This window comes from Pseudomonas sp., assembly GCF_033723075.1.
Taxonomy (GTDB): domain Bacteria; phylum Pseudomonadota; class Gammaproteobacteria; order Pseudomonadales; family Pseudomonadaceae; genus Aquipseudomonas.
Genome location: NZ_JAWVXU010000007.1, coordinates 148,974 through 166,907 on the forward strand (window position 1 = coordinate 148,974; position 17,934 = coordinate 166,907).

A 17,934-nucleotide genomic window follows, 5' to 3' on the forward strand; every position below is an offset into this window, starting at 1 on the left:
CTCACTTCTCCGTCTCGCGCTTGGATCGCCCGCCGAAGCTGTCGATGAGCAGGTTGACCCCCATGGTCAGGGTGGCGATGGCGACCGCCGGTGCCAGCACGGCCGGGGCACCCGCCCAAAGGCCCTCGATGTTTTCTCGCACCAGCGAGCCCCAGTCGGCGTCCGGCGGCTGCACGCCCAGTCCAAGGAAACTCATCGCGCTGAGCAGCAGCACCACGTAGACGAAGCGCAGGCCAAAATCGGTAAGCACCGGGCGCAGCATGTTCGGCAGCACTTCGATGAAGATGATGTAGGGCATGGCTTCGCCGCGGGTACGCGCAACCCGGACGAAGTCCATGGTCATGACGTTCACCGCGACCGCACGCGCGATGCGGAATGAGCCCGGCATATAGGCGAATGCGGCCATCAGCAACAACAGCGGCACCGAGGAGCCAAACGACGCCACCATGAGCAGGGCAAAAATCTTGTTCGGGATCGCGATCAGCGCATCCTGGGTACGGCTTATGAGTGCATCGATCCAGCCACCGGAAGCGGCCGCCACCAGCGCCAGAACCACGCCAGCCGTGCAGGCAAGCGCTGTTGCCACCAACGCCACGCCGATGGTGTAGGGCGCGCCGTGCAATAAGCGGCTGAGGATATCCCGCCCCAGGTAGTCCGTACCCAAGGGAAACTGCAGGCTGAGCGGGCCGAAGTAACCGTCGCTGACCATGGCGTTGGCATCGTAGGGCGCGAATAACGGCCCGGCGAAGGCCATCACAGCCCAGAAGGTTACGATCAGCAGACCGATGACACCGCTGAAAGACAGCGAGAGCCGGCGCCGGCCTGTTCGCACCGGCTCGTTCGGTCCATCCTGCTTCAGCACGTTATCCTTGCCGCTCCCGAGGCTCGTTTTAGGTGAAATACTGTTCAGTTTCATTTGCGCAGCCTCGGGTTGGATAGAATTGCACAGAGGTCAGCCAGCAGCACCAGCACCAGAAAACCCAGGCTAAACAACATCACGCACGCCTGTATCAGCGGCATGTCACGAGTGACCACACCGTTTACCATCAGTGTCGCGACGCCCGGATAGTTGAAGATCGACTCGACTATGACTACGCCGCCCAGCAGGTACGACAGGCTCAGCGCCACGGCGTTGGCGATCGGCCCGATCGCATTGGGCAGCGCATGACGAAGCACCACCCGTATCGGTCGTGCCCCCTTGAGTATCGCCATTTCGACATAGGAGGCGCTGAGCTGATCGATCACCGCGGCCCGCGTCATGCGCGCCATCTGCGCCGTCAGTACGCAGCACAGCGTCAGCACCGGCAACGCGTAGACGCGAATCAGTTCGCCGAGCGAATCGACCTCAACGGTGCGCGACAGCGCCGACAGCCAACCCAGATTGACCGCGAAGATCAGTACCGCAATGGTGGCAATCAGGAACTCCGGCACGGAGACGGCGAACACCGCCAGCATGTTGCTGTAACGGTCAAAGATTGAGCCGCGGTACATCGCTGACAGAATACCTATGGTCAGCGCCAGCGGCACCGAGACCAGCGTGGTGACCGCTGCCAGGCGCAGGGTATTGGGCAGCCGACTGGCGATCATGTCGTCGACCGGCATGCCGTTGACCAGGGAAATGCCGGGATTGCCGGTGATCAGCCCGCCCAGCCAGTTCAAATAACGCAGGTGCACGGGTAGATCCAGGCCCAACTGCGCGCGCAGCGCCGCCAGCGCTTCCGGAGTTGCTTCTTGGCCTAGCTGTTCCTGGACCGCGTCACCCGGTAGCAGGCTGGTGAGGAAAAACACCACGAGCGACACAATAAGCAGCGTAAGCACGCCTACAGCCAACCGACCCACAACCAGGCGTGCAATAGTGCTGTTCATAACTAAACCCTTTTCTTTATGACGCCGCCTGCAATGCCCGGCAGACGGCGCCTTGGTTATCGAACTATCGTTGCACCAATCGCTCAGGCATCCAGCCAGACGTGCTCGGCGAACATGTAGCCCATCAAACCACCGAGCGGATGAGGGGTAAGACCTTTCAACTTGGCATTGTGGCCATCGAGGCTGCTGTTGAACTGCGGGATACCGATACCGCAGTGTTCATGCACCAGCACCTGCATATCGGCATACATCTGCTTACGTTTGGCGTCGTCGGTCTCACCGCGCGCGGCAACCAGCAACTGGTCGAACTGTTCGTTCTTCCAGCCCGATTCGTTCATGCCCGCGTCGGATTTGAAGAACAGGCTGAACATCAAGTCGGCGGTCGGACGCGCACCGATCGCGCCGAAGCCCAGCGGATGCTTCATCCAGTGATTGGACCAGTAGCCATCCGCCGGCACCCGTTTGATATCGAGCTTGAGTCCGATCTGCTGCCCCGAGAGCTGCAGCAACTGAGCGATGTCCAGCGAGCCGGTAGCTGCTTCGGACGCTACGATAGGCAGGGAACGTCCAGCCATGCCGGACTTCTGCAGGTGGAACTTGGCCTTCTCCGGGTCGTACTCACGCTGTGGCAGACCGGCGAAATAGTAACGACTGCCAGGGGCGATCGGCTGGTCGTTGGCGATCTTGCCGTAGCCACGGAAGGCAGCCCGGTTGATCTGTTTGCGATCGAGCAGATGCTTCATCGCCAGGACGAAATCCGGGTTCTGCACCGGACCCAGATCATCGCGCATCACCAGGTTGGTGTAGCCACCGGTCGGGGTCTCCATCAACGCTACGTTGGCACTGTCCTGGATGCGCGAAACCGAACGCGGATTGACCGGGTTGATCAGGTCCACGTCACCGGCGAGCAGGGCACTGATGCGAGCGCTCTCGTCCGGAATGGAGAAGAACTCGATTTCGTCGAGGTAGGGCAGGCCCGGCTTCCAATAGCTGGCGTTGCGCGCGGCAATCGAGCGCACACCCGGCTGGAATTCCGCACACTTGAACGGCCCGGTGCCGTTGGCGATGGCGAAATCGGTAGTGCCGTCACGCACGATAAGGAAGTGCGTAGTAGCAAGGACGGCTGGCAGGTCGGCGTTCGGGCTGGCCAAGCGGATCTGCAGCTCGTGCGGCCCAGTGGCCTTCACCTCATCGAGCTGCTGCGCGATGGTCAGCACCTTGGAGCCAACCTCCGGCACCTTGTGACGGGTCAGCGAATAGACAACGTCGGCCGAGGTGAATGGCTTGCCATCGTGGAACACGACGTCCTTGCGCAGCTTGATGGTCCAAGAGATCGCATCAGCTGTATCGAACGACTCCGCCAGGGCCATGCGCGGCGCCAGTTGCTCGTCCAGCGTGGTCAAGCCGTTATAAAACATGTTGTGGCGACAGTAGTCGGTGTAGTTCGCGCCCTTCGCCGGATCCAGCGTATCGGCGGTGGAGCTGGTCGCACTGGCAACCTTGATGCGGCCGCCCCGCTTGCCTTTACCCGTGCTTGCGGAGGTTGCGGCGAACACTTGGCCGGCCGAGCCGAACAGGCTGCCCGCACCCGCGACGGCCACCCCGGCTAACCCCAACATGCGCAGTGCATCACGGCGCGACATACCCCGGTTGAGCCCCTCGAAAACCCGCAGGCTTTCTTCGCCTGTGATCAGCTGGGAGTCGACTTTGTTTTTATTGTCAGTCATATCGTTTCTTCCTTTCGAAATTGATAAGGCTCGGGTGCCCGCGCATTGGCGAAGCGTTCTTGCAACGTGAAGCAACTGCATACATTTAGTGTAGGTAGTCCTGCAGCCGGTAATACGCACCCACCATCGGCAGGAACCAGGGCTTACCGAAGTGCCCGGGAATCGCCGGCCAGCTCAATTCCCGCCAGGGGTTGGCTTCGACTTTGCCGTCCATGACCTCGGCCATGACCTGGCCCATGTGCACCGACATCTGCACGCCATGGCCGCTGTAACCCATGGAGTGGTACACCCCGCCATGCTGGCCGGCGCGCGGCAAGCGGTCGGAGGTCATGTCCACCAAGCCGCCCCAGCAGTAATCGACCTTGACATGGGCCAACTGCGGGAACATCTGCACCATCGCCGCCTGCAGCACCTTGCCGCTCTTGGCGTCCGAATTCGCGCCAGACATGGCGAAGCGCGCACGGCCGCCGAACAGCAGGCGATTGTCCGGGGTCAGCCGGAAGTAATTACCGATAATGCGGCTGGTGACGTAGGAACGACGGGCCGGCAGCAAGCGCTCGACCAAGGCCTGGGGAAGCACCTCGGTGGCGATGATGAAACTGCCCACCGGCACGATCCGTCGCCGGTACCAACCCATGTCACCGTGCTGACAAGCACCGGTTGCCAGCAGAATCTGCCTGGCCTGCAGCGAGCCCTTGGCGGTGTTGATCCGATAACCGCCGGCATTGGCTTGCCAATCGCTGACCGGGGTGTGCTGGTAGATCAGCGCGCCGTGCCGAGCGGCCGCGTGGGCCAAGCCGACACCGAAACGGCCGATATGCATCTGCACGCCGTTGCGCTGCAACAGGCCGCCATGGAATTGGGCCGAGTCGACTTCGGCGCGGGTTTCTTCTGCGGACAACAGCTCGACGTCGGCGTCGACCTCCCGGCGAATCAATTCGCAGGTCCGCGCCAACCCCTCGTAGTGCAGGGGCTTGGCCGCCAGCTTGAGCTTGCCGTTGCGCTTGAAGTCACAGGCGATCTGCTCCTGCTCCACCAGCGCGACCACCGTCTGCACCGCACTCTCGTAGGCCCGATAATAGGCCCGCGCCCGCTCCGCACCCAGGCTGGCGCTGAGGGCGGCGTAGTCCTGGGCAACGCCGGTGCTGCAATGCCCACCGTTGCGCCCGGAGGCTTCGCCGATCACCTGCCCGCCTTCCAGCACCACCACCTTGGCCCCCTTCATGGCCAATGCGCGGGCCGCCGACAAACCGGTAAGACCGCCGCCGACAATGGCGACATCCACCCGCTCCGGCAGCGCACCGTTTTGCGCGCCGGTAAACGCCGGTGCGGTATCGAGCCAGTAGGATTCACTGTGCATATCCAACCCCTTAATGCCGTGAAGAGCGACCGTTGCCGATCAGAGACCGACCAAGCCGGCCAAGCCGCCGATGTCGGAGATCTGCCGGTAGCTGTAGCAGGTGTTGCCTGGCTGTTCGTGGCCACGAGCGACGAAGGCCTTGTTCTTGATCTTCATGTCGTCGGCCGGCATCAGGTCGTAACGGAAGCTCGAAGACACATGGAGGATGTCTTCAGGACCGCAGCCGAGGTTGTCGAGCATGAATTCGAAGGCTTGCAGACGCGGCTTGTAGGCCTGCGCTTGTTGAGCGGTGAAGACCTTATGAAAAGGCGCGCCGAGCTTGTCGACGTTGGACATGATCTGCTCGTCCATCGCGTTGGAGAAAATCACCAGGGGGATCTTGTCGGCGATCTTCGACAGACCGGCCGGCACGTCGGCATGCGGCCCCCAGGTCGGCACGGCGTCATAGTAGAGCTGGCCTTCGCCACGGTACTCGACGCCCCAGCGCTTGCAGACGCGCGCCAAAGCAGTCTTGAGGATCTCGTCGTAAGGCTTCCAGTCGCCCATCACTTGATCCAGTCGATAGGCCGAGAAATCCTTGACGAACTGATCCATCTGCTCAGGGGCAATGCGATCGGCGAACAGTTCGCGCGTCAACGGTCCCATCTGAAAGTTGGTCAGCGTGCCGTAGCAGTCGAAGGTGATGTACTTGGGTCGAAGAAAGCTCATTAGGACAGTCCTGAAAGTTCGTTGATGAACATGGTGTCGCCTGCATGGCCCCTACTCTCAGGAGCGACGATGCGTCGCATCACCACGGCTTTATTACAGCACCATGAAACCAGCAGATGACGTCAAAAGCGCGCGCCACCCGGTACAAACCACCGTTTTACGGGTCGGCCTCAGCAGAGGCTGCGGATCGCTCCAAAACCGGGCGAATCCCCTATTCATGCACCTTAGCGGGCTATCGAAACGCCCGCCCGACCACCCCACTCGCCTGGCGCCGCAGAACCTACGCCGGCCCCAACGAAAACGGGCGCGCCCTGAGGACGCGCCCGCTCATGCTGCCGCGAGGCTTGAAGCCGGCGGCACCGGCCAGTGTTTTCAACCGGTGATATCGATCAGCACACTCTTGTGACGCAAGTTGGCCTCGAAGGCTTCGCTGCCCAGATCCTTACCGATACCCGAGCGCTTATAGCCCCCGGTCGGCAGGATGTGATCGTTGCTACGCCCGTAGCGGTTGACCCACACCGTGCCGACTTCCAGGCCGCGAATCAGGCGCAGCGCGCGGTTGAGGTCGGCGGTGTGCACCCCGGCAGCCAGGCCATAGGTAGGGTGCTCGGCAAGGCGTAGAGCCTGCTCTTCATCCTCGAAGGTCTGCACTGTCAGCACCGGGCCGAAGATCTCCTCGAGCACCGCAGGGTTGCGACTGTCCGGCGCGCTCAGCAGTGTCGGCTGATAGTAGGCGCCGCCAAGCCCCTCGATCGGGCCACCGCCTTCCAGCACTTCGGCGCCAGCCTGGCGCGAACGCTGGACGATGCCGTCGATCCGCTCGGCCTGCTGACGGGAGATGATCGGCGACAGGCTGGTCTGCGCCGACCAGGTATGGCCGGGGCGCAGCTCGCGGAAGTAGCCCTGCAGGCATTCGACGAAGGGCTCGAGAATCGAACGTTCGATAATCAGCCGCGACCCGGACACGCAGACCTGCCCGGCATTGCCGGTGATACCCATGGCGACGCTGCGGGCGGTTTTCTGCAGGTCCGGGACGTCGGCGAACACCAACTGCGGGCTCTTGCCGCCGAGCTCGAGGGTCACCGGCTTCGGCCCGAACTGGGCGCAGGTGGACATGATGCTCGCGCCGGTGGCGGTGGAGCCGGTGAAGGTCAGCTTGCTGATCCGCGGATGACGGCACAGGGCGTCGCCAGTGAGCCGGCCGTCGCCCTGCACCACATTGAAGATGCCCGCCGGGATCCCCGCCTGCACCGCCAGTTCGGCGTAGCGCAGGATGGAGAACGGGGTCAGCTCCGAGGGTTTGAGCACCACCGCGTTGCCGGCCGCCAGGGCCGGCGCGACCTTCCAGTTGGCCATGCTCAGCGGAAAGTTCCACGGTGCGATGGCGCCGACCACCCCGTAGGGTTCGGCGATCTGCATGCCCAGGCGGTCATGCTGGGTCGCCGCCACCTGGCCGCCGTGCTTGTCGGCGAGCTCGGCGAAGAAGCGCAGAACCTCGGCCACGTAGGGGATGTCCCAGGCCAGCACGTCTCTATGCGGACGGGTCGAGCCGATCGCTTCGAGCGGCGCAAGGGTCGCCGCGTCCGCCTCGATCAAGTCGGCCCAACGGCGCATGGCGCGGGTGCGCTCGCGCGGCGGGCGGGTCGCCCAGTCACTCTGGCGAAATGCCTGCCAGGCGTTCTCCACCGCTTCGTCGACCAGCGCCACATCGGCGATCGGCAGTTGGGCGTAGTACTGGCCATCCGAGGGTCGCACCACTTCCAGCCCCGGCAGGGCATCGCGGTATCTCCCGCCGATAAAATGGGCACTGCGCACCTTGACGATGCTAGGGTCGAAGCTGTTCATAAAGGACTCCAGAAAGGGGCGTGGCACCGGCTCGGTGCATTGCGTAGCCAGGCCTCTATCCTAGGAAATATCCCCCGATATTTGCTGCGGACTTACCGCCTCGCTCAAGCATTAGCTACGGTCTTTCGGGCTTTCCCTTATGTAATCGACTGAAGTACTCCAGACTTCTGGTCACCGCCTCTAGCAGCGGCGATATGGCCAGAGACTTCTGCCCCCCCGGAAAGATTTACTCGACAACTGCGTAGATCTCGGCCAGATCGCACAGGTCCCAGTTGCCGCCGGTCAGTACCACGCAGACCTTCTCATCCGGCCTGACCTTGACCACGCCCGCCAGCAGTGCGCCGATGCCGATCGCGGCGGCGGGCTCGGCGATCAGTTTCGCGTCCTTGGCCAGGGCGCGCATGCCTTGGATGATGTGCTCGTCCTCGACCAGGACGATCTCGTCGACGTAGCGCTCGATGATCGGATAGGGATTCTGCCCCGGCACACTTATCCTCAAGCCGTCGGCAATGGTGTTCTTCAAGGGCAGCGTGGTGCGCTGCTTGTTCAACCGGCTGTGATAGTACTTGGGCGTCAACGCCGGCTCCGCACCGACAACTCGCACCGATGGCCGGATTTCCTTGATAGCGGTGGCGATGCCGGAAATCAGGCCGCCGCCGCCCATGGGGATGATGACCGTATCGACATCCGGCAGGTCTTCGAGGATCTCGCAACCGATAGTGCCCTGACCGGCCATCACCAGCGGGTCCTCGAAGGCATGGACGGGCACATACCCGTTTTCCTCGGCGATTTCATACACCCTTTTCCAGCGGGCAGCGGTGTCGCCATCGAAGAGAATCACCTCCGCCCCGAGGGCTTGCGTATTGGCGATCTTGATCTTCGGGGTGGTCACCGGAAGCACCAGAATGGCTTTCACGCCGAGCATGCGGGCGGCGTAGGCGAGCCCCTGGGCGTGATTACCGGAAGAGGTGGCTATGATGCCGTTGGCAATCTCTTCCCTGGGCAGCGAGAGCGTCTTGTTCAGCGCGCCACGAATCTTGAACGCCCCGGTGATTTGCAGGGTTTCAGGCTTCAGATAGAGCTGACAACCGGCGGCTTTCTCTAGCTTCTCCGCGCGCAGTAGCGGTGTATGTTTGATATGGGGTTTCAGCCGCTCTTGGGCTTCTCGAATGTCCTGAATGGTCGGATGGTCGCGCATGTAATTTCCTTTCTCCGTACTGCCGAAAAATCAGAACTCAAAGGAACGAAAATAAGGTTCCGACGTTGTTTTCCAGCGCATTGCGATAGATTTTTTCGGCAGTGGTGTTGTCCTGTATGGCCATGCCGGTGGAGTCGAAGATGGTGATTTCTTCATCGTTCTCCCGACCGGGCTTGGTGCCGAGCAGTACCTCGCCGATCTCGCCGTGGATATCGTCCAGGCCGATGATCTTCTCGTTCAGTGGATGCCAGGTTTCCCCTTTATCGATGCACTGCGAGATCGAGTCGTTGACGATCTTGGCGTGCCTGAATATTTCCGGATCAAGCTCCTGCTTGCCTTTCATATCCGTGCCGATGGCGACGATGTGGGTGCCGGGTTTCACCCAGCTCGCTTCCACCAGCGGGCCTTTGCCACGGGTGGTGGTGATCAGGATGTCGGCCTGCTCGACCGCCTCTTTCTTCGAATCGGCGAGGACCACGGGAATACCGAACTCGCCTTCGATATCCATCTTGAAGCGGGCGAGCGTCTCCGGGTTTCGACTCCAGGCATGGATCTCTTCGATCTGCATCACCAGGCTGACGGCGCGAATCTGCATCCGCGCCTGGTTGCCGGTACCTATGCAGGTGATCTTCTTGGCGTCCTTTCTCGCCAGCGCCTTGACCGAGACTGCTCCCGACGCTCCCGTGCGGAGACCGGTGAGCAGACTGCCGTCCATGACGCAGATCAGCGCGCAGCTCCTGGCATCGAACAGCAGAACGCTACCCATGCCGTTGGGCACGCCATGTGCGCTCGGGTTATCGAGGAAGCCTCCGGAAGAGGCTTTCATCGAGATGATTTCATTGGTCTTGCAGTAACCGACCTTGAAGTCGATTTCTCCGCGCGGCGCGGGAAGGTGTATCCCAATATAGTCAGGCTGAACCACCTGCCCACTGCTGAAAGCCTTGTATGCCTCTTCCACCGTACCTATGACTTCCTTCATGGATATCAATCTGCCGACTTCTTCTTTAGTAAGCAGCAGTGTTTTCATCTACACGACCTCACTGTTCTCTGATCAGGGCATCTGTGGTTAGCCAGGATTTACCCAAGCATCGTCAAGGCGGGATTGCTCGCCATGTTCGGCGCGAGCCCCACGGGAATGCATTGCCGGCTTGCTGCGATTAGTATGCCGCCGAGCGCTCAGCAGAAAATTCCGGATACCCTGGGAATACGCAACTTCCGACTATTTTCATCGCCATCGGCGAAAGCAAACGCTCCGGCCCTGCAACCAGGATCGAGCTGAGTACTCATCGGTCGGGGTGAAGGGCCTGAAGAGCCCAATGAGGGTGGCAACGGGCATGTTCGTTGCCCGCACGCGTCACCTTCCTCCAAGCAGGAAGTACATACGGAAAGCGAGCAGCAGGTGATGGGCGGAACAGTCAGCGCTCAAGCTACAGGACCTGGCGCGCCGATCACTCCGCCCGCCGCAGCATAAACTTCCGAGCCCACCCTCGAAAACGCCCGATTCTGCGATTGCGCACTACCAATACGACAGCCCTCTGCGGGTCGTGATGCCTAATATAGGATCAGCGCAACGGCATGGGCGATTGGCGTGATGCCTGCCGTAGCCTGGTCTGCCGCTCCGAATCGACCAACAGGGCAGCAGACCCCGGATCTCAGTTTCGATCGTTCCGATCTTGTGCGTGCCGATCACCTTATCAGCGCGCACTGGCACAGCATTGAGGCCGCTTTGCAGCACTGTCTGCATTGCTCGCTGCAAAGGCGTAAAACAATAGATTTCAGGCCAGGAGAATAGAATGCCGGCTCCCTTGATCACCATACAGTCCACCCCGGAGCTGCCAAAAAGCGCCGATGCCGTCGTCATCGGCGGCGGTATTATCGGCGTATGCGCCGCCTATTACATGGCCCGTCAGGGTATGAGTGTTGCTTTGATCGAGAAGGGCCGTATAGGCGCCGAGCAATCCAGCCGCAACTGGGGCTGGTGCCGCCAGCAGAACCGCGACGCGCGCGAACTGCCCTTGTCGACCAAGAGTCTCGCGCTCTGGGAGGAGATCACCGCCGACCTCGATGAGGACCTCGGTTTCCGCCGTTGCGGATTGCTCTATCTGTCGGATAATCAGGCCGAGTTGGACGGCTGGGCGAAATGGCGCGACTTCGCGATCACCCAGGGCGTCACGACCCATATGCTGAGCGGCGCCGAAGCCACGCAACGCGGCGAGGCGACCGGCAAGCCCTGGTTGGGAGGGGTGTTTTCGCCGTCCGACGGCATCGCCGATCCGGCACGGGCGGCGCCACTGATCGCCAAGGGCGTGCTCAAACATGGCGGCTCGCTGCACCAGTTCTGCGCCGCCCGCGGTATCGAGACCGAGGCTGGCCGGGTATCGGGGGTCATTACCGAAAAGGGTGTAATCAAGACCCAACAGGTGGTGATGGCCGGCGGTGCCTGGGCCTCCTCCTTCTGTGCACAGCTCGGCATTCGCTTTCCGCAAGCGTCGGTGCGTTCTAGCATCCTATCGGTCATGCCGGGGGCCCAGGGGCTTCCCGATGCACTTCACACAAGTGAGGTAAGCGTCACCCGGCGCGGGGATGGCGGCTATACCCTGGCCATTTCCGGACGGGCCAATGTGGATCCGACGCCGCAGCAACTTCGCTTCTCATCGTATTTTCTGCCAATGTTCGCCAAACGCTGGCGAGTGCTCTCACCGGGTGACCTGCAAGGTTGGCAGTACGGACACGAGACGTGCCGCAAATGGGCGCTCGACCGACCTACACCGATGGAACGCGTGCGCATCCTCGACCCGCGCCCGTCTGAGGCAATCCTGCAGGATACCCTTGCCCGTGCGCGCCGCCTGTTGCCCGCCCTGGGCAGCGTGCCCGTTCAGGCAGGTTGGGCAGGCTATATCGACACCACCCCAGACGGTGTGCCGGTCATCGACGAAGCGCAAAACCTGCCCGGCTTCATTCTGGCTGCCGGCTTTTCCGGCCACGGCTTCGGCATCGGCCCCGGCGCCGGGCGCCTGATTGCCGAACTGGCGACGGGCAAGACGCCGTTCGTGGACCACACCCAGTACAGCCTTGCCCGGCTGAACAAAGGGGCTTGGGGCAAGGTCTCGGATTTCTGACAGTCTTCCCTCGCTGTTTTGGCGGGAGCCTTGCTCTCGCCTTTTTCCTATTCAGTTTAGCTATTGAACAGCGCACCACTCGCAGAAAAGTCGACAGCTCTAACGAGCGACCGCCTATCAGGCTTTCATAGGCGAGCCTATCAAGCGCGAGCTCCGGCGCGGTGGACACATTGCCGCTCCACGGACGGGATCGCTGAGATCGCCTCCGCGAGACACAGTATTCGCGTATTGATGTCGAACTGGCGTGCCCTACCCTGCCACGCTTCCCATTCGGCGAGCTGGTTGGCATTGAAGGTCGCTCCGAATGGAACGTTGCCGATGATCTCGCTGAAGGCCGCCTCAGGCGCATCCTGCCGGACTGGGAGATCCCGCCCGCCGATGTCGTCGCCATGCTTGGCCCCCGCCACGGGCGAAGCGCGCGAACCACCGCTTTCCTGGCGATGCTCAGGGAAGCGCTGACGCCACCGCCTTGGCGAGCAGAGAAGACCAGCTAACGGACATGCCCGTCGTCCTCATCCGGCCGACGCACTCGCTTCAATACAGCGTCGCCCCAATTTGCGCTGCATGCCAATCCGTTACGACCTCTACATGACCCACTTCGGCGTGCCGACCTGCCCCTTATGGCCCGCTCTATCGAGGGTAACGATAGCGACGGCAGCAAGGCCGATCCGGATCCGAACCCTGCCTGCCTCGGCGGGGCCGATACCGACGAAAAACTCGGCTTGATATCGATTCGGGCTTAGCGCTTTTCGAATACCCGCCATGCCTTTCCGGCTCATGACTTTCGCCTCCGGGAAAAAAACAGCCAAGCAGTTACTGCTGATAGCGAGCCCCGTCCAAGTAAAAAATACGGCCTATAGAACCGCTACTTGGGGAATCTACCGAATTGTCTTCAGCCTCTTGCCAGGCCCTGGCACCAGTGGGATACAGACGCCGCGCCTTGGGCGAGCCCTGCCCGGCTGCGCCAGTTCTGCAGCGGTTCTTCTGAACGGCTACGCGAATAATAAAACCTATGGAGTAGACCATGAACGTCGTGAAACCCAGCTTTCTAGCCTTGGCGGTCACCGCCGCCGCCTCGCAACTGGCCGTAGCCGGCCAGCAGCAAACCAATGGCTTTATCGAAGACAGCAGCCTGAAGCTGCTCAACCGCAATTTCTATATGAACCGCGACTTCCATGATGGCGGCAGCAACAGTCAGGGCAGCAACGGCGCCAAGCCGTCCAGTGAGCGCAACGGCTATCGCGAGGCGTGGGCACACGGCGCCATGCTCAACTTCGCCTCCGGTTTCACCCAGGGCATCGTCGGCTTCGGCGCCGATGCCTTCGCCTATGGCGGGGTCAAGCTGGATACTGGCCGCGGCCGGGTCGGCAACGGCCTGCTGCCGATCAGCAACAACGGGACTGCCGATGCCGAAGTGCCGGACTCCTTCGGCGAGATCGGCGGCGCGGTGAAGATGCGCATCTCCTCCACCGAGCTGAAATACGGCGAACAGCGCCCGACCGCCCCGGTATTCGCCATGGGTGACAACCGCCTGCTGCCTGAAGTGGCCACCGGCTTCCAGCTGTCGAGCAGAGAGTTCGACAAGCTGTTCCTCGAGGCCGGCCACTTCACCGCGTACAACGGTAGAAACTCGACCAACTCGGATGACAAGCTGATCTCCAGCTACGCCGAAGTCGAGGCCGACAGCGTCGATTTCATCGGCGGCTCCTACAAGGTCAACGACAACCTCAGCCTGATGGCCTACGCCAGCGAGGCCGAAGAGGTCTGGCGCCAGTACTTCGGCTATGCCTCCTACACCATCCCGCTGGCCGACAAGCAGTCACTGAGCTTCGGCCTGGCCGCCTACAAGACCAGCGACGAAGGTGAGGCTCGCGCCGGCCAGATCGACACCACCAGCTGGTCGGCCAAGGCCGCCTACGCCTTCGGCCCACACAAGCTCAGCCTGGCCTACCAGAAGATCGATGGCGACGAGACCTTCGACTTCTACGGTGTCGACTCGATCTGGCTGGCCAACTCGGTGCAGTACGCCGAATTCAACCGCCCCAACGAGCGCTCCATGCAGGTCCGCTACGACATCGACATGGCTAGCTTCGGTGTGCCGGGTCTGACCCTCATGACCCGCTACATCAAAGGCGACCAGATCGATTTCACCAAGGCCGATCCTACTGGCGCCTATTTCCGCGCCGGAGTCGACGACGAGAAGCGTTGGGAGCGCGACGTGGAAGCCAAGTATGTGGTCCAGTCGGGCTCGGCCAAAGATCTCTCCTTGCGCCTGCGCCAGGCCACCTACCGCTCCAGCTCGTTCGACAAAGGCACCGATGAGGTGCGTCTGATCATCGAGTATCCGCTGAGCATTCTGTAACGGCAGTTCCCGATTGGCTTTTATCGTGGGCCGGTCGGGGATTTTCTTGAAGGCCCTAGATCCGCTCCCTTAGCCTTGAGGCGCCCATCCGGGCGCCTTTTTTAGTTTTATACCGCAATAGGTAGGGTGCGCCGTGCGCACCAAGAGTCTGCAGCCAGCGCTGGTGCGCACGGCGCACCCTACGAGGTCAGACCCTTCACACTTAAGCGCCCAAGCCTGAACGCAGCACAGTATTGGTACATAGCCAATGCAAAGTCCCTATCAAGCGCACCCTTGGAGCAAGAATCGATCGGTGCAAAACCTTCGATGTAGGCCTCCCCTCAGAAAAACAGCCAAGCATTTACTGCTGATAGTGGCTCTCGTCCAAGTAAAAAATATGGCCCATGGAGCTACCACTTGGGGAATCTGCCGAATTGCCTTCAGCCCCTTGTCAGGCTGCGCAGCAGGTGGGATACAGACCCATAACCGCTGAGAATTTTCCGCCGCACACAGCTAACAACGGAGTCCTGCCATGTCCGTCGCTCAACGCCCTTCCCTCCTTTATCGCCCCATGACCGCCGAGGATGTAGCGGCGGCCCATGCCTTGTCCGTGCTGTTGAAGTGGCCCCATCGCCTGGAGGATTGGGCCATGCTGCAACGCGTCGCTGAGGGCTTCGTCGTAGAGGACAACGGCCGCATGATCGGTACCGCATTCGCTTGCCCACAGGGCGCTTACGCCACCATCGGCCTGGTGATCGTCAGCGACGAGTACCAGGGCCAAGGCATTGGCCGCAAGCTGATGGAACTGGCACTCGAGGCCTGCACGCCGCGCACCGCCATACTCAACGCCACACTGGCGGGTGTCCCGCTGTACGCCAGCCAAGGCTTCGTCGAGTTCGGTCAGATCCACCAGCATCAGGGCCAGGCACAAGCCGCCGAGACCCCTGCCCTACCCGCCGGTGAACAGTGCCGGCCCTTGACCGCAGCCGATCGGGTTCGCCAGCTCGAGCTGGCCAATGCCGGTAGCGGGCTGGACCGCGAAAGCGTACTCAGCGACCTGTTCGATGTCGTCGAACAGGCGGTCGGTATCGAGCGCGACGGCCAGCTACGCGCCTTCGCGATGCTGCGTCCGTTCGGCCGTGGCCGCTGTATCGGCCCGGTCATCGCGGAAAATCCCGAACAGGCGAAACACCTGATAGGCGTGTTGTTGGCACAAGTGCCGGAGGCTTTCGTACGCATCGATATTCCGGCCGACAGCGGCCTCTCCGATTGGCTCGAAGCAGCTGGCCTGAAACAGGTCGACAGGGTCGCGCAAATGGCCCGCGGAACGCCGCCGCGCGCTGTCGGCGGCGTCAGCCAATTCGCCCTGGTGACTCAGGCCATTGGCTGACCAGCCCTTGCTACGGGCATTTACACCCCTTACCAATAACAGTTCCTGGAGATACCCCTGATGTCACAACCCACCATCCTGCTGCTGGTACGCGCCGATGGCAGCCGTGCGCCTACGCCCATGACCCCGGCTTCTTTGAGCCCTGCCGACCCGTTCGGCACGGTGCGGGAAATCGCTTATCTCGGGCCAGACGGCATGGCTGCGGGCGTCGTGCAGGCGAGCGGATCATTCACCATCGCTGACTACCCTCAGCTCGAAATGATCGTGGTGCACAGCGGGCACCTCACCCTGCAAACCGAAGACTGCACCCTCGAACTGGGCCGCGGAGCCAGCGCGGTGATCGGCCGTGGCACGGCTCTGCAGATCCAGGCGCAGGCAGATACGCTCTGGGCTTTTTGTGCTCAAGTCACAGACGAGCAGAACCCGGGGCTCACCCCGCTCGATCCGCTCGCCCACCTGTCGCCCTCGACACCGCCCGATGCGCAGATCCTGATCAGCGCCGGGCCCCAATGCCGCTCGAAGAATAGCTACAAGGACAGCGCCAACGTGCTCATCGGCGTCTGGGACTCGACGCCTTACACGCGCCATGGGCGGCCACACAAAGTCAACGAGTTGATGCACCTGATCGAAGGCAGCGTCACCCTGCATTCGCCAGAAGGCGAAAGCCTGCAGCTCAACGCCGGCGATAGCGTATTCGTACCGCTCGGCGCGGAATGCGCCTGGGAAAGTCACGTCTACGTACGCAAGTTCTACGTCTGCAAATAAACTTGGGGAGGGTTTGGCACCCGCCCTGCGGCCCAGGCCAGCACGGTACGTACTGCTGCTGGCCCACCCGTCTCACCAACCGATCGACCCCCTCATCACGGAGTACACATCATGGGCATAGGCGGCATCAGTATCTGGCAACTCGTGATCATCCTGCTGATCGTGGTCATGCTGTTCGGCACCAAGCGCCTCAAGGGCCTGGGCTCCGACCTCGGCGATGCGATCAAGGGCTTCAAGAAATCCATGGGCAACGATGATGACAAGCCTGCGGTGGACGAGCACAAGGGCCAGACCATCGATGCCCAGGCGCGCAAGGTCGAAGAACCGAGCAACAAATACTAAAGGCCCGGCGCCATGTTCGATATTGGCTTTGCAGAACTGCTGCTGGTCGGCATCGTTGCCCTGCTGGTGCTCGGCCCCGAGCGCCTACCCGGTGCCGTGCGCACCGCCGGGTTGTGGATCGGCCGGCTCAAGCGCAGCTTCAGCGCGATCAAGGCCGAGGTCGAACGCGAGATCGGTGCCGACGAGATCCGCCGCCAGCTGCATAACGAGCAGATCCTCGACCTGGAGCGCGAGATGAAGGCGATGAAGCAGGACATCCTCGCGCCCAGGCCGACCTCGGACACCGGAAACAGCGCCGAAGCCACGCCCATTGCAGCGGGAACAACCAGCCAGGACAAGACCGCGCAACCATGAACCGACTGCCGGACAGCGCCCAGGAAATGCCCCTGGTCTCACACCTGACCGAACTGCGCACGCGCCTGCTGCGCATTGTGGGTGCCGTTCTCCTGCTGTTTGCCGGGCTGTTCTACTTCTCCCAGGAGATCTACGCGCTGGTCGCCGCGCCCCTGCGCGCCTACCTGCCGGAAGGCGCAACCATGATAGCCACCGGCGTCGCCTCGCCCTTCCTCACCCCGTTCAAGCTGACCCTGATGGTCGCCCTGTTTCTCTCGATGCCGATCATCCTGCATCAAGTCTGGGGCTTCATTGCACCGGGCCTGTACAAGCACGAGAAGCGCATCGCCGTGCCGCTGCTGATCTCCAGCATCCTGCTGTTCTACGGCGGCATGGCCTTCGCCTACTTCGTGGTCTTTCCAATCATGTTCGGCTTCTTCGCCAGCGTGACCCCGGAAGGCGTGGCGATGATGACCGACATCGGCCAGTACCTGGACTTCGTCCTCACCCTGTTCTTCGCCTTCGGCGTGGCCTTCGAGATCCCGGTGGCGACCTTCCTACTGATCTGGGTCGGCATGGTCGATGTCGCCACCCTGCGCAAGAGCCGGCCCTACGTGATCGTCGGCTGCTTCGCCGTGGGCATGGTGCTGACGCCACCGGACGTGTTCTCGCAGACCCTGCTGGCCGTGCCGATGTGGTTGTTGTTCGAGGCTGGAGTGTTCTTCGGCAGTCTGGTCAAGAAGCGCGACGCGCAGCCGCGCGAGGCCACTGAGCCGGAATCTGAAGATCAGCCGCCCGAGCCATAACAGTGAGACGAGCTGGCAGAGCCCGTCCTTGCCATCTCAACCTGACCGACCCGAACACTGGATTCAATTTCACCTGATCGAGATGGCACATCGTCCTGTGCACCAGAAGGTGCCGAAGGACCTAATGACGGAGA

General features: G+C 61.8%; 15 protein-coding genes. 7 read left to right on the forward strand and 8 right to left on the reverse strand.

The features are described from left to right. Nucleotide 1: 1 nt before the first annotated feature. From R3355_RS10660 to R3355_RS10695, 8 genes are all read right to left on the reverse strand, one after another. Nucleotides 2-916, reverse strand: coding sequence for an ABC transporter permease (locus tag R3355_RS10660; RefSeq protein ID WP_318961165.1), 915 nt, complete (start codon nt 914-916; stop codon nt 2-4). After that, nucleotides 913-1,866 (reverse strand): ABC transporter permease, encoded by a 954-nt coding sequence (locus R3355_RS10665; RefSeq protein WP_318961166.1) that lies wholly within the window; start codon nt 1,864-1,866, stop codon nt 913-915. Before R3355_RS10665 ends, R3355_RS10660 begins: the two co-directional genes overlap by 4 nt. Before the next feature lie 83 nt (nt 1,867-1,949). Further along, nucleotides 1,950-3,593 carry an ABC transporter substrate-binding protein gene (locus tag R3355_RS10670; protein ID WP_318961167.1) on the reverse strand — a complete coding sequence of 548 codons (1,644 nt, stop codon included), beginning with the start codon at nt 3,591-3,593 and terminating at the stop codon, nt 1,950-1,952. A gap of 85 nt (nt 3,594-3,678) precedes the next feature. Beyond that, on the reverse strand, nt 3,679-4,953 hold the full coding sequence (locus R3355_RS10675) for an FAD-binding oxidoreductase (RefSeq protein WP_318961168.1): 1,275 nt from the start codon (nt 4,951-4,953) through the stop codon (nt 3,679-3,681). Between the two features lie 39 nt (nt 4,954-4,992). Beyond that, a complete protein-coding gene (locus tag R3355_RS10680) occupies nt 4,993-5,661 on the reverse strand; it encodes a haloacid dehalogenase type II (RefSeq protein WP_318961169.1) in 669 nt (222 codons plus the stop codon). Nucleotides 5,662-6,033: 372 nt separating this feature from the next. After that, a complete protein-coding gene (locus R3355_RS10685) occupies nt 6,034-7,506 on the reverse strand; it encodes an aldehyde dehydrogenase family protein (RefSeq protein ID WP_318961170.1) in 1,473 nt (490 codons plus the stop codon). Between the two features lie 226 nt (nt 7,507-7,732). Further along, nucleotides 7,733-8,704, reverse strand: a complete 972-nt coding sequence (locus R3355_RS10690) for a threonine/serine dehydratase (RefSeq protein ID WP_318961171.1) — start codon at nt 8,702-8,704, stop codon at nt 7,733-7,735. Nucleotides 8,705-8,741: 37 nt separating this feature from the next. After that, nucleotides 8,742-9,731 carry an ornithine cyclodeaminase family protein gene (locus R3355_RS10695; protein WP_318961172.1) on the reverse strand — a complete coding sequence of 330 codons (990 nt, stop codon included), beginning with the start codon at nt 9,729-9,731 and terminating at the stop codon, nt 8,742-8,744. A 766-nt stretch (nt 9,732-10,497) separates the two neighbouring features. On the opposite strand from R3355_RS10695, the gene R3355_RS10700 reads away from it, so the two are divergent. The 7 genes from R3355_RS10700 (at nt 10,498) to tatC (ending at nt 17,800) form a co-directional block, all read left to right on the forward strand. Continuing rightward, nucleotides 10,498-11,823, forward strand: coding sequence for an FAD-binding oxidoreductase (locus R3355_RS10700; RefSeq protein WP_318961173.1), 1,326 nt, complete (start codon nt 10,498-10,500; stop codon nt 11,821-11,823). 1,024 nt (nt 11,824-12,847) lie between these two features. After that, a complete protein-coding gene (locus tag R3355_RS10705; protein ID WP_318961174.1) occupies nt 12,848-14,185 on the forward strand; it encodes an OprD family porin in 1,338 nt (445 codons plus the stop codon). 511 nt (nt 14,186-14,696) lie between these two features. After that, the gene (locus R3355_RS10710) at nt 14,697-15,554 is read left to right on the forward strand and encodes a GNAT family N-acetyltransferase (RefSeq protein WP_318961175.1); all 858 of its coding nucleotides are present in this window, start codon (nt 14,697-14,699) and stop codon (nt 15,552-15,554) included. A 60-nt stretch (nt 15,555-15,614) separates the two neighbouring features. Further along, complete coding sequence (locus tag R3355_RS10715) at nt 15,615-16,319, forward strand: cupin domain-containing protein (RefSeq protein WP_318961176.1); 705 nt, start codon at nt 15,615-15,617, stop codon at nt 16,317-16,319. Nucleotides 16,320-16,430: 111 nt separating this feature from the next. Then, on the forward strand, nt 16,431-16,661 hold the full coding sequence (tatA, locus tag R3355_RS10720) for a twin-arginine translocase TatA/TatE family subunit (protein WP_318961177.1): 231 nt from the start codon (nt 16,431-16,433) through the stop codon (nt 16,659-16,661). A gap of 12 nt (nt 16,662-16,673) precedes the next feature. Continuing rightward, on the forward strand, nt 16,674-17,015 hold the full coding sequence (gene tatB, locus R3355_RS10725) for a Sec-independent protein translocase protein TatB (RefSeq protein ID WP_318961178.1): 342 nt from the start codon (nt 16,674-16,676) through the stop codon (nt 17,013-17,015). Next, a complete protein-coding gene (gene tatC / locus R3355_RS10730; protein WP_318961179.1) occupies nt 17,012-17,800 on the forward strand; it encodes a twin-arginine translocase subunit TatC in 789 nt (262 codons plus the stop codon). The genes tatB and tatC overlap by 4 nt, the downstream gene beginning before the upstream one ends. Nucleotides 17,801-17,934 lie beyond the last annotated feature (134 nt).

Excerpts from the sequence above, each read along its gene's own strand:
- R3355_RS10680 (WP_318961169.1), bottom strand. The coding sequence starts at position 5,661 with ATGAGCTTTCTTCGACCCAAGTACATCACCTTCGACTGCTACGGCACG.
- tatA (WP_318961177.1), top strand. The coding sequence starts at position 16,431 with ATGGGCATAGGCGGCATCAGTATCTGGCAACTCGTGATCATCCTGCTG.
- R3355_RS10660 (WP_318961165.1), bottom strand. The coding sequence starts at position 916 with ATGAAACTGAACAGTATTTCACCTAAAACGAGCCTCGGGAGCGGCAAG.
- R3355_RS10675 (WP_318961168.1), bottom strand. The coding sequence starts at position 4,953 with ATGCACAGTGAATCCTACTGGCTCGATACCGCACCGGCGTTTACCGGC.
- R3355_RS10710 (WP_318961175.1), top strand. The coding sequence starts at position 14,697 with ATGTCCGTCGCTCAACGCCCTTCCCTCCTTTATCGCCCCATGACCGCC.
- R3355_RS10700 (WP_318961173.1), top strand. The coding sequence starts at position 10,498 with ATGCCGGCTCCCTTGATCACCATACAGTCCACCCCGGAGCTGCCAAAA.
- R3355_RS10690 (WP_318961171.1), bottom strand. The coding sequence starts at position 8,704 with ATGCGCGACCATCCGACCATTCAGGACATTCGAGAAGCCCAAGAGCGG.
- R3355_RS10670 (WP_318961167.1), bottom strand. The coding sequence starts at position 3,593 with ATGACTGACAATAAAAACAAAGTCGACTCCCAGCTGATCACAGGCGAA.
- R3355_RS10665 (WP_318961166.1), bottom strand. The coding sequence starts at position 1,866 with ATGAACAGCACTATTGCACGCCTGGTTGTGGGTCGGTTGGCTGTAGGC.
- R3355_RS10695 (WP_318961172.1), bottom strand. The coding sequence starts at position 9,731 with ATGAAAACACTGCTGCTTACTAAAGAAGAAGTCGGCAGATTGATATCC.
- tatC (WP_318961179.1), top strand. The coding sequence starts at position 17,012 with ATGAACCGACTGCCGGACAGCGCCCAGGAAATGCCCCTGGTCTCACAC.
- R3355_RS10715 (WP_318961176.1), top strand. The coding sequence starts at position 15,615 with ATGTCACAACCCACCATCCTGCTGCTGGTACGCGCCGATGGCAGCCGT.
- tatB (WP_318961178.1), top strand. The coding sequence starts at position 16,674 with ATGTTCGATATTGGCTTTGCAGAACTGCTGCTGGTCGGCATCGTTGCC.
- R3355_RS10685 (WP_318961170.1), bottom strand. The coding sequence starts at position 7,506 with ATGAACAGCTTCGACCCTAGCATCGTCAAGGTGCGCAGTGCCCATTTT.
- R3355_RS10705 (WP_318961174.1), top strand. The coding sequence starts at position 12,848 with ATGAACGTCGTGAAACCCAGCTTTCTAGCCTTGGCGGTCACCGCCGCC.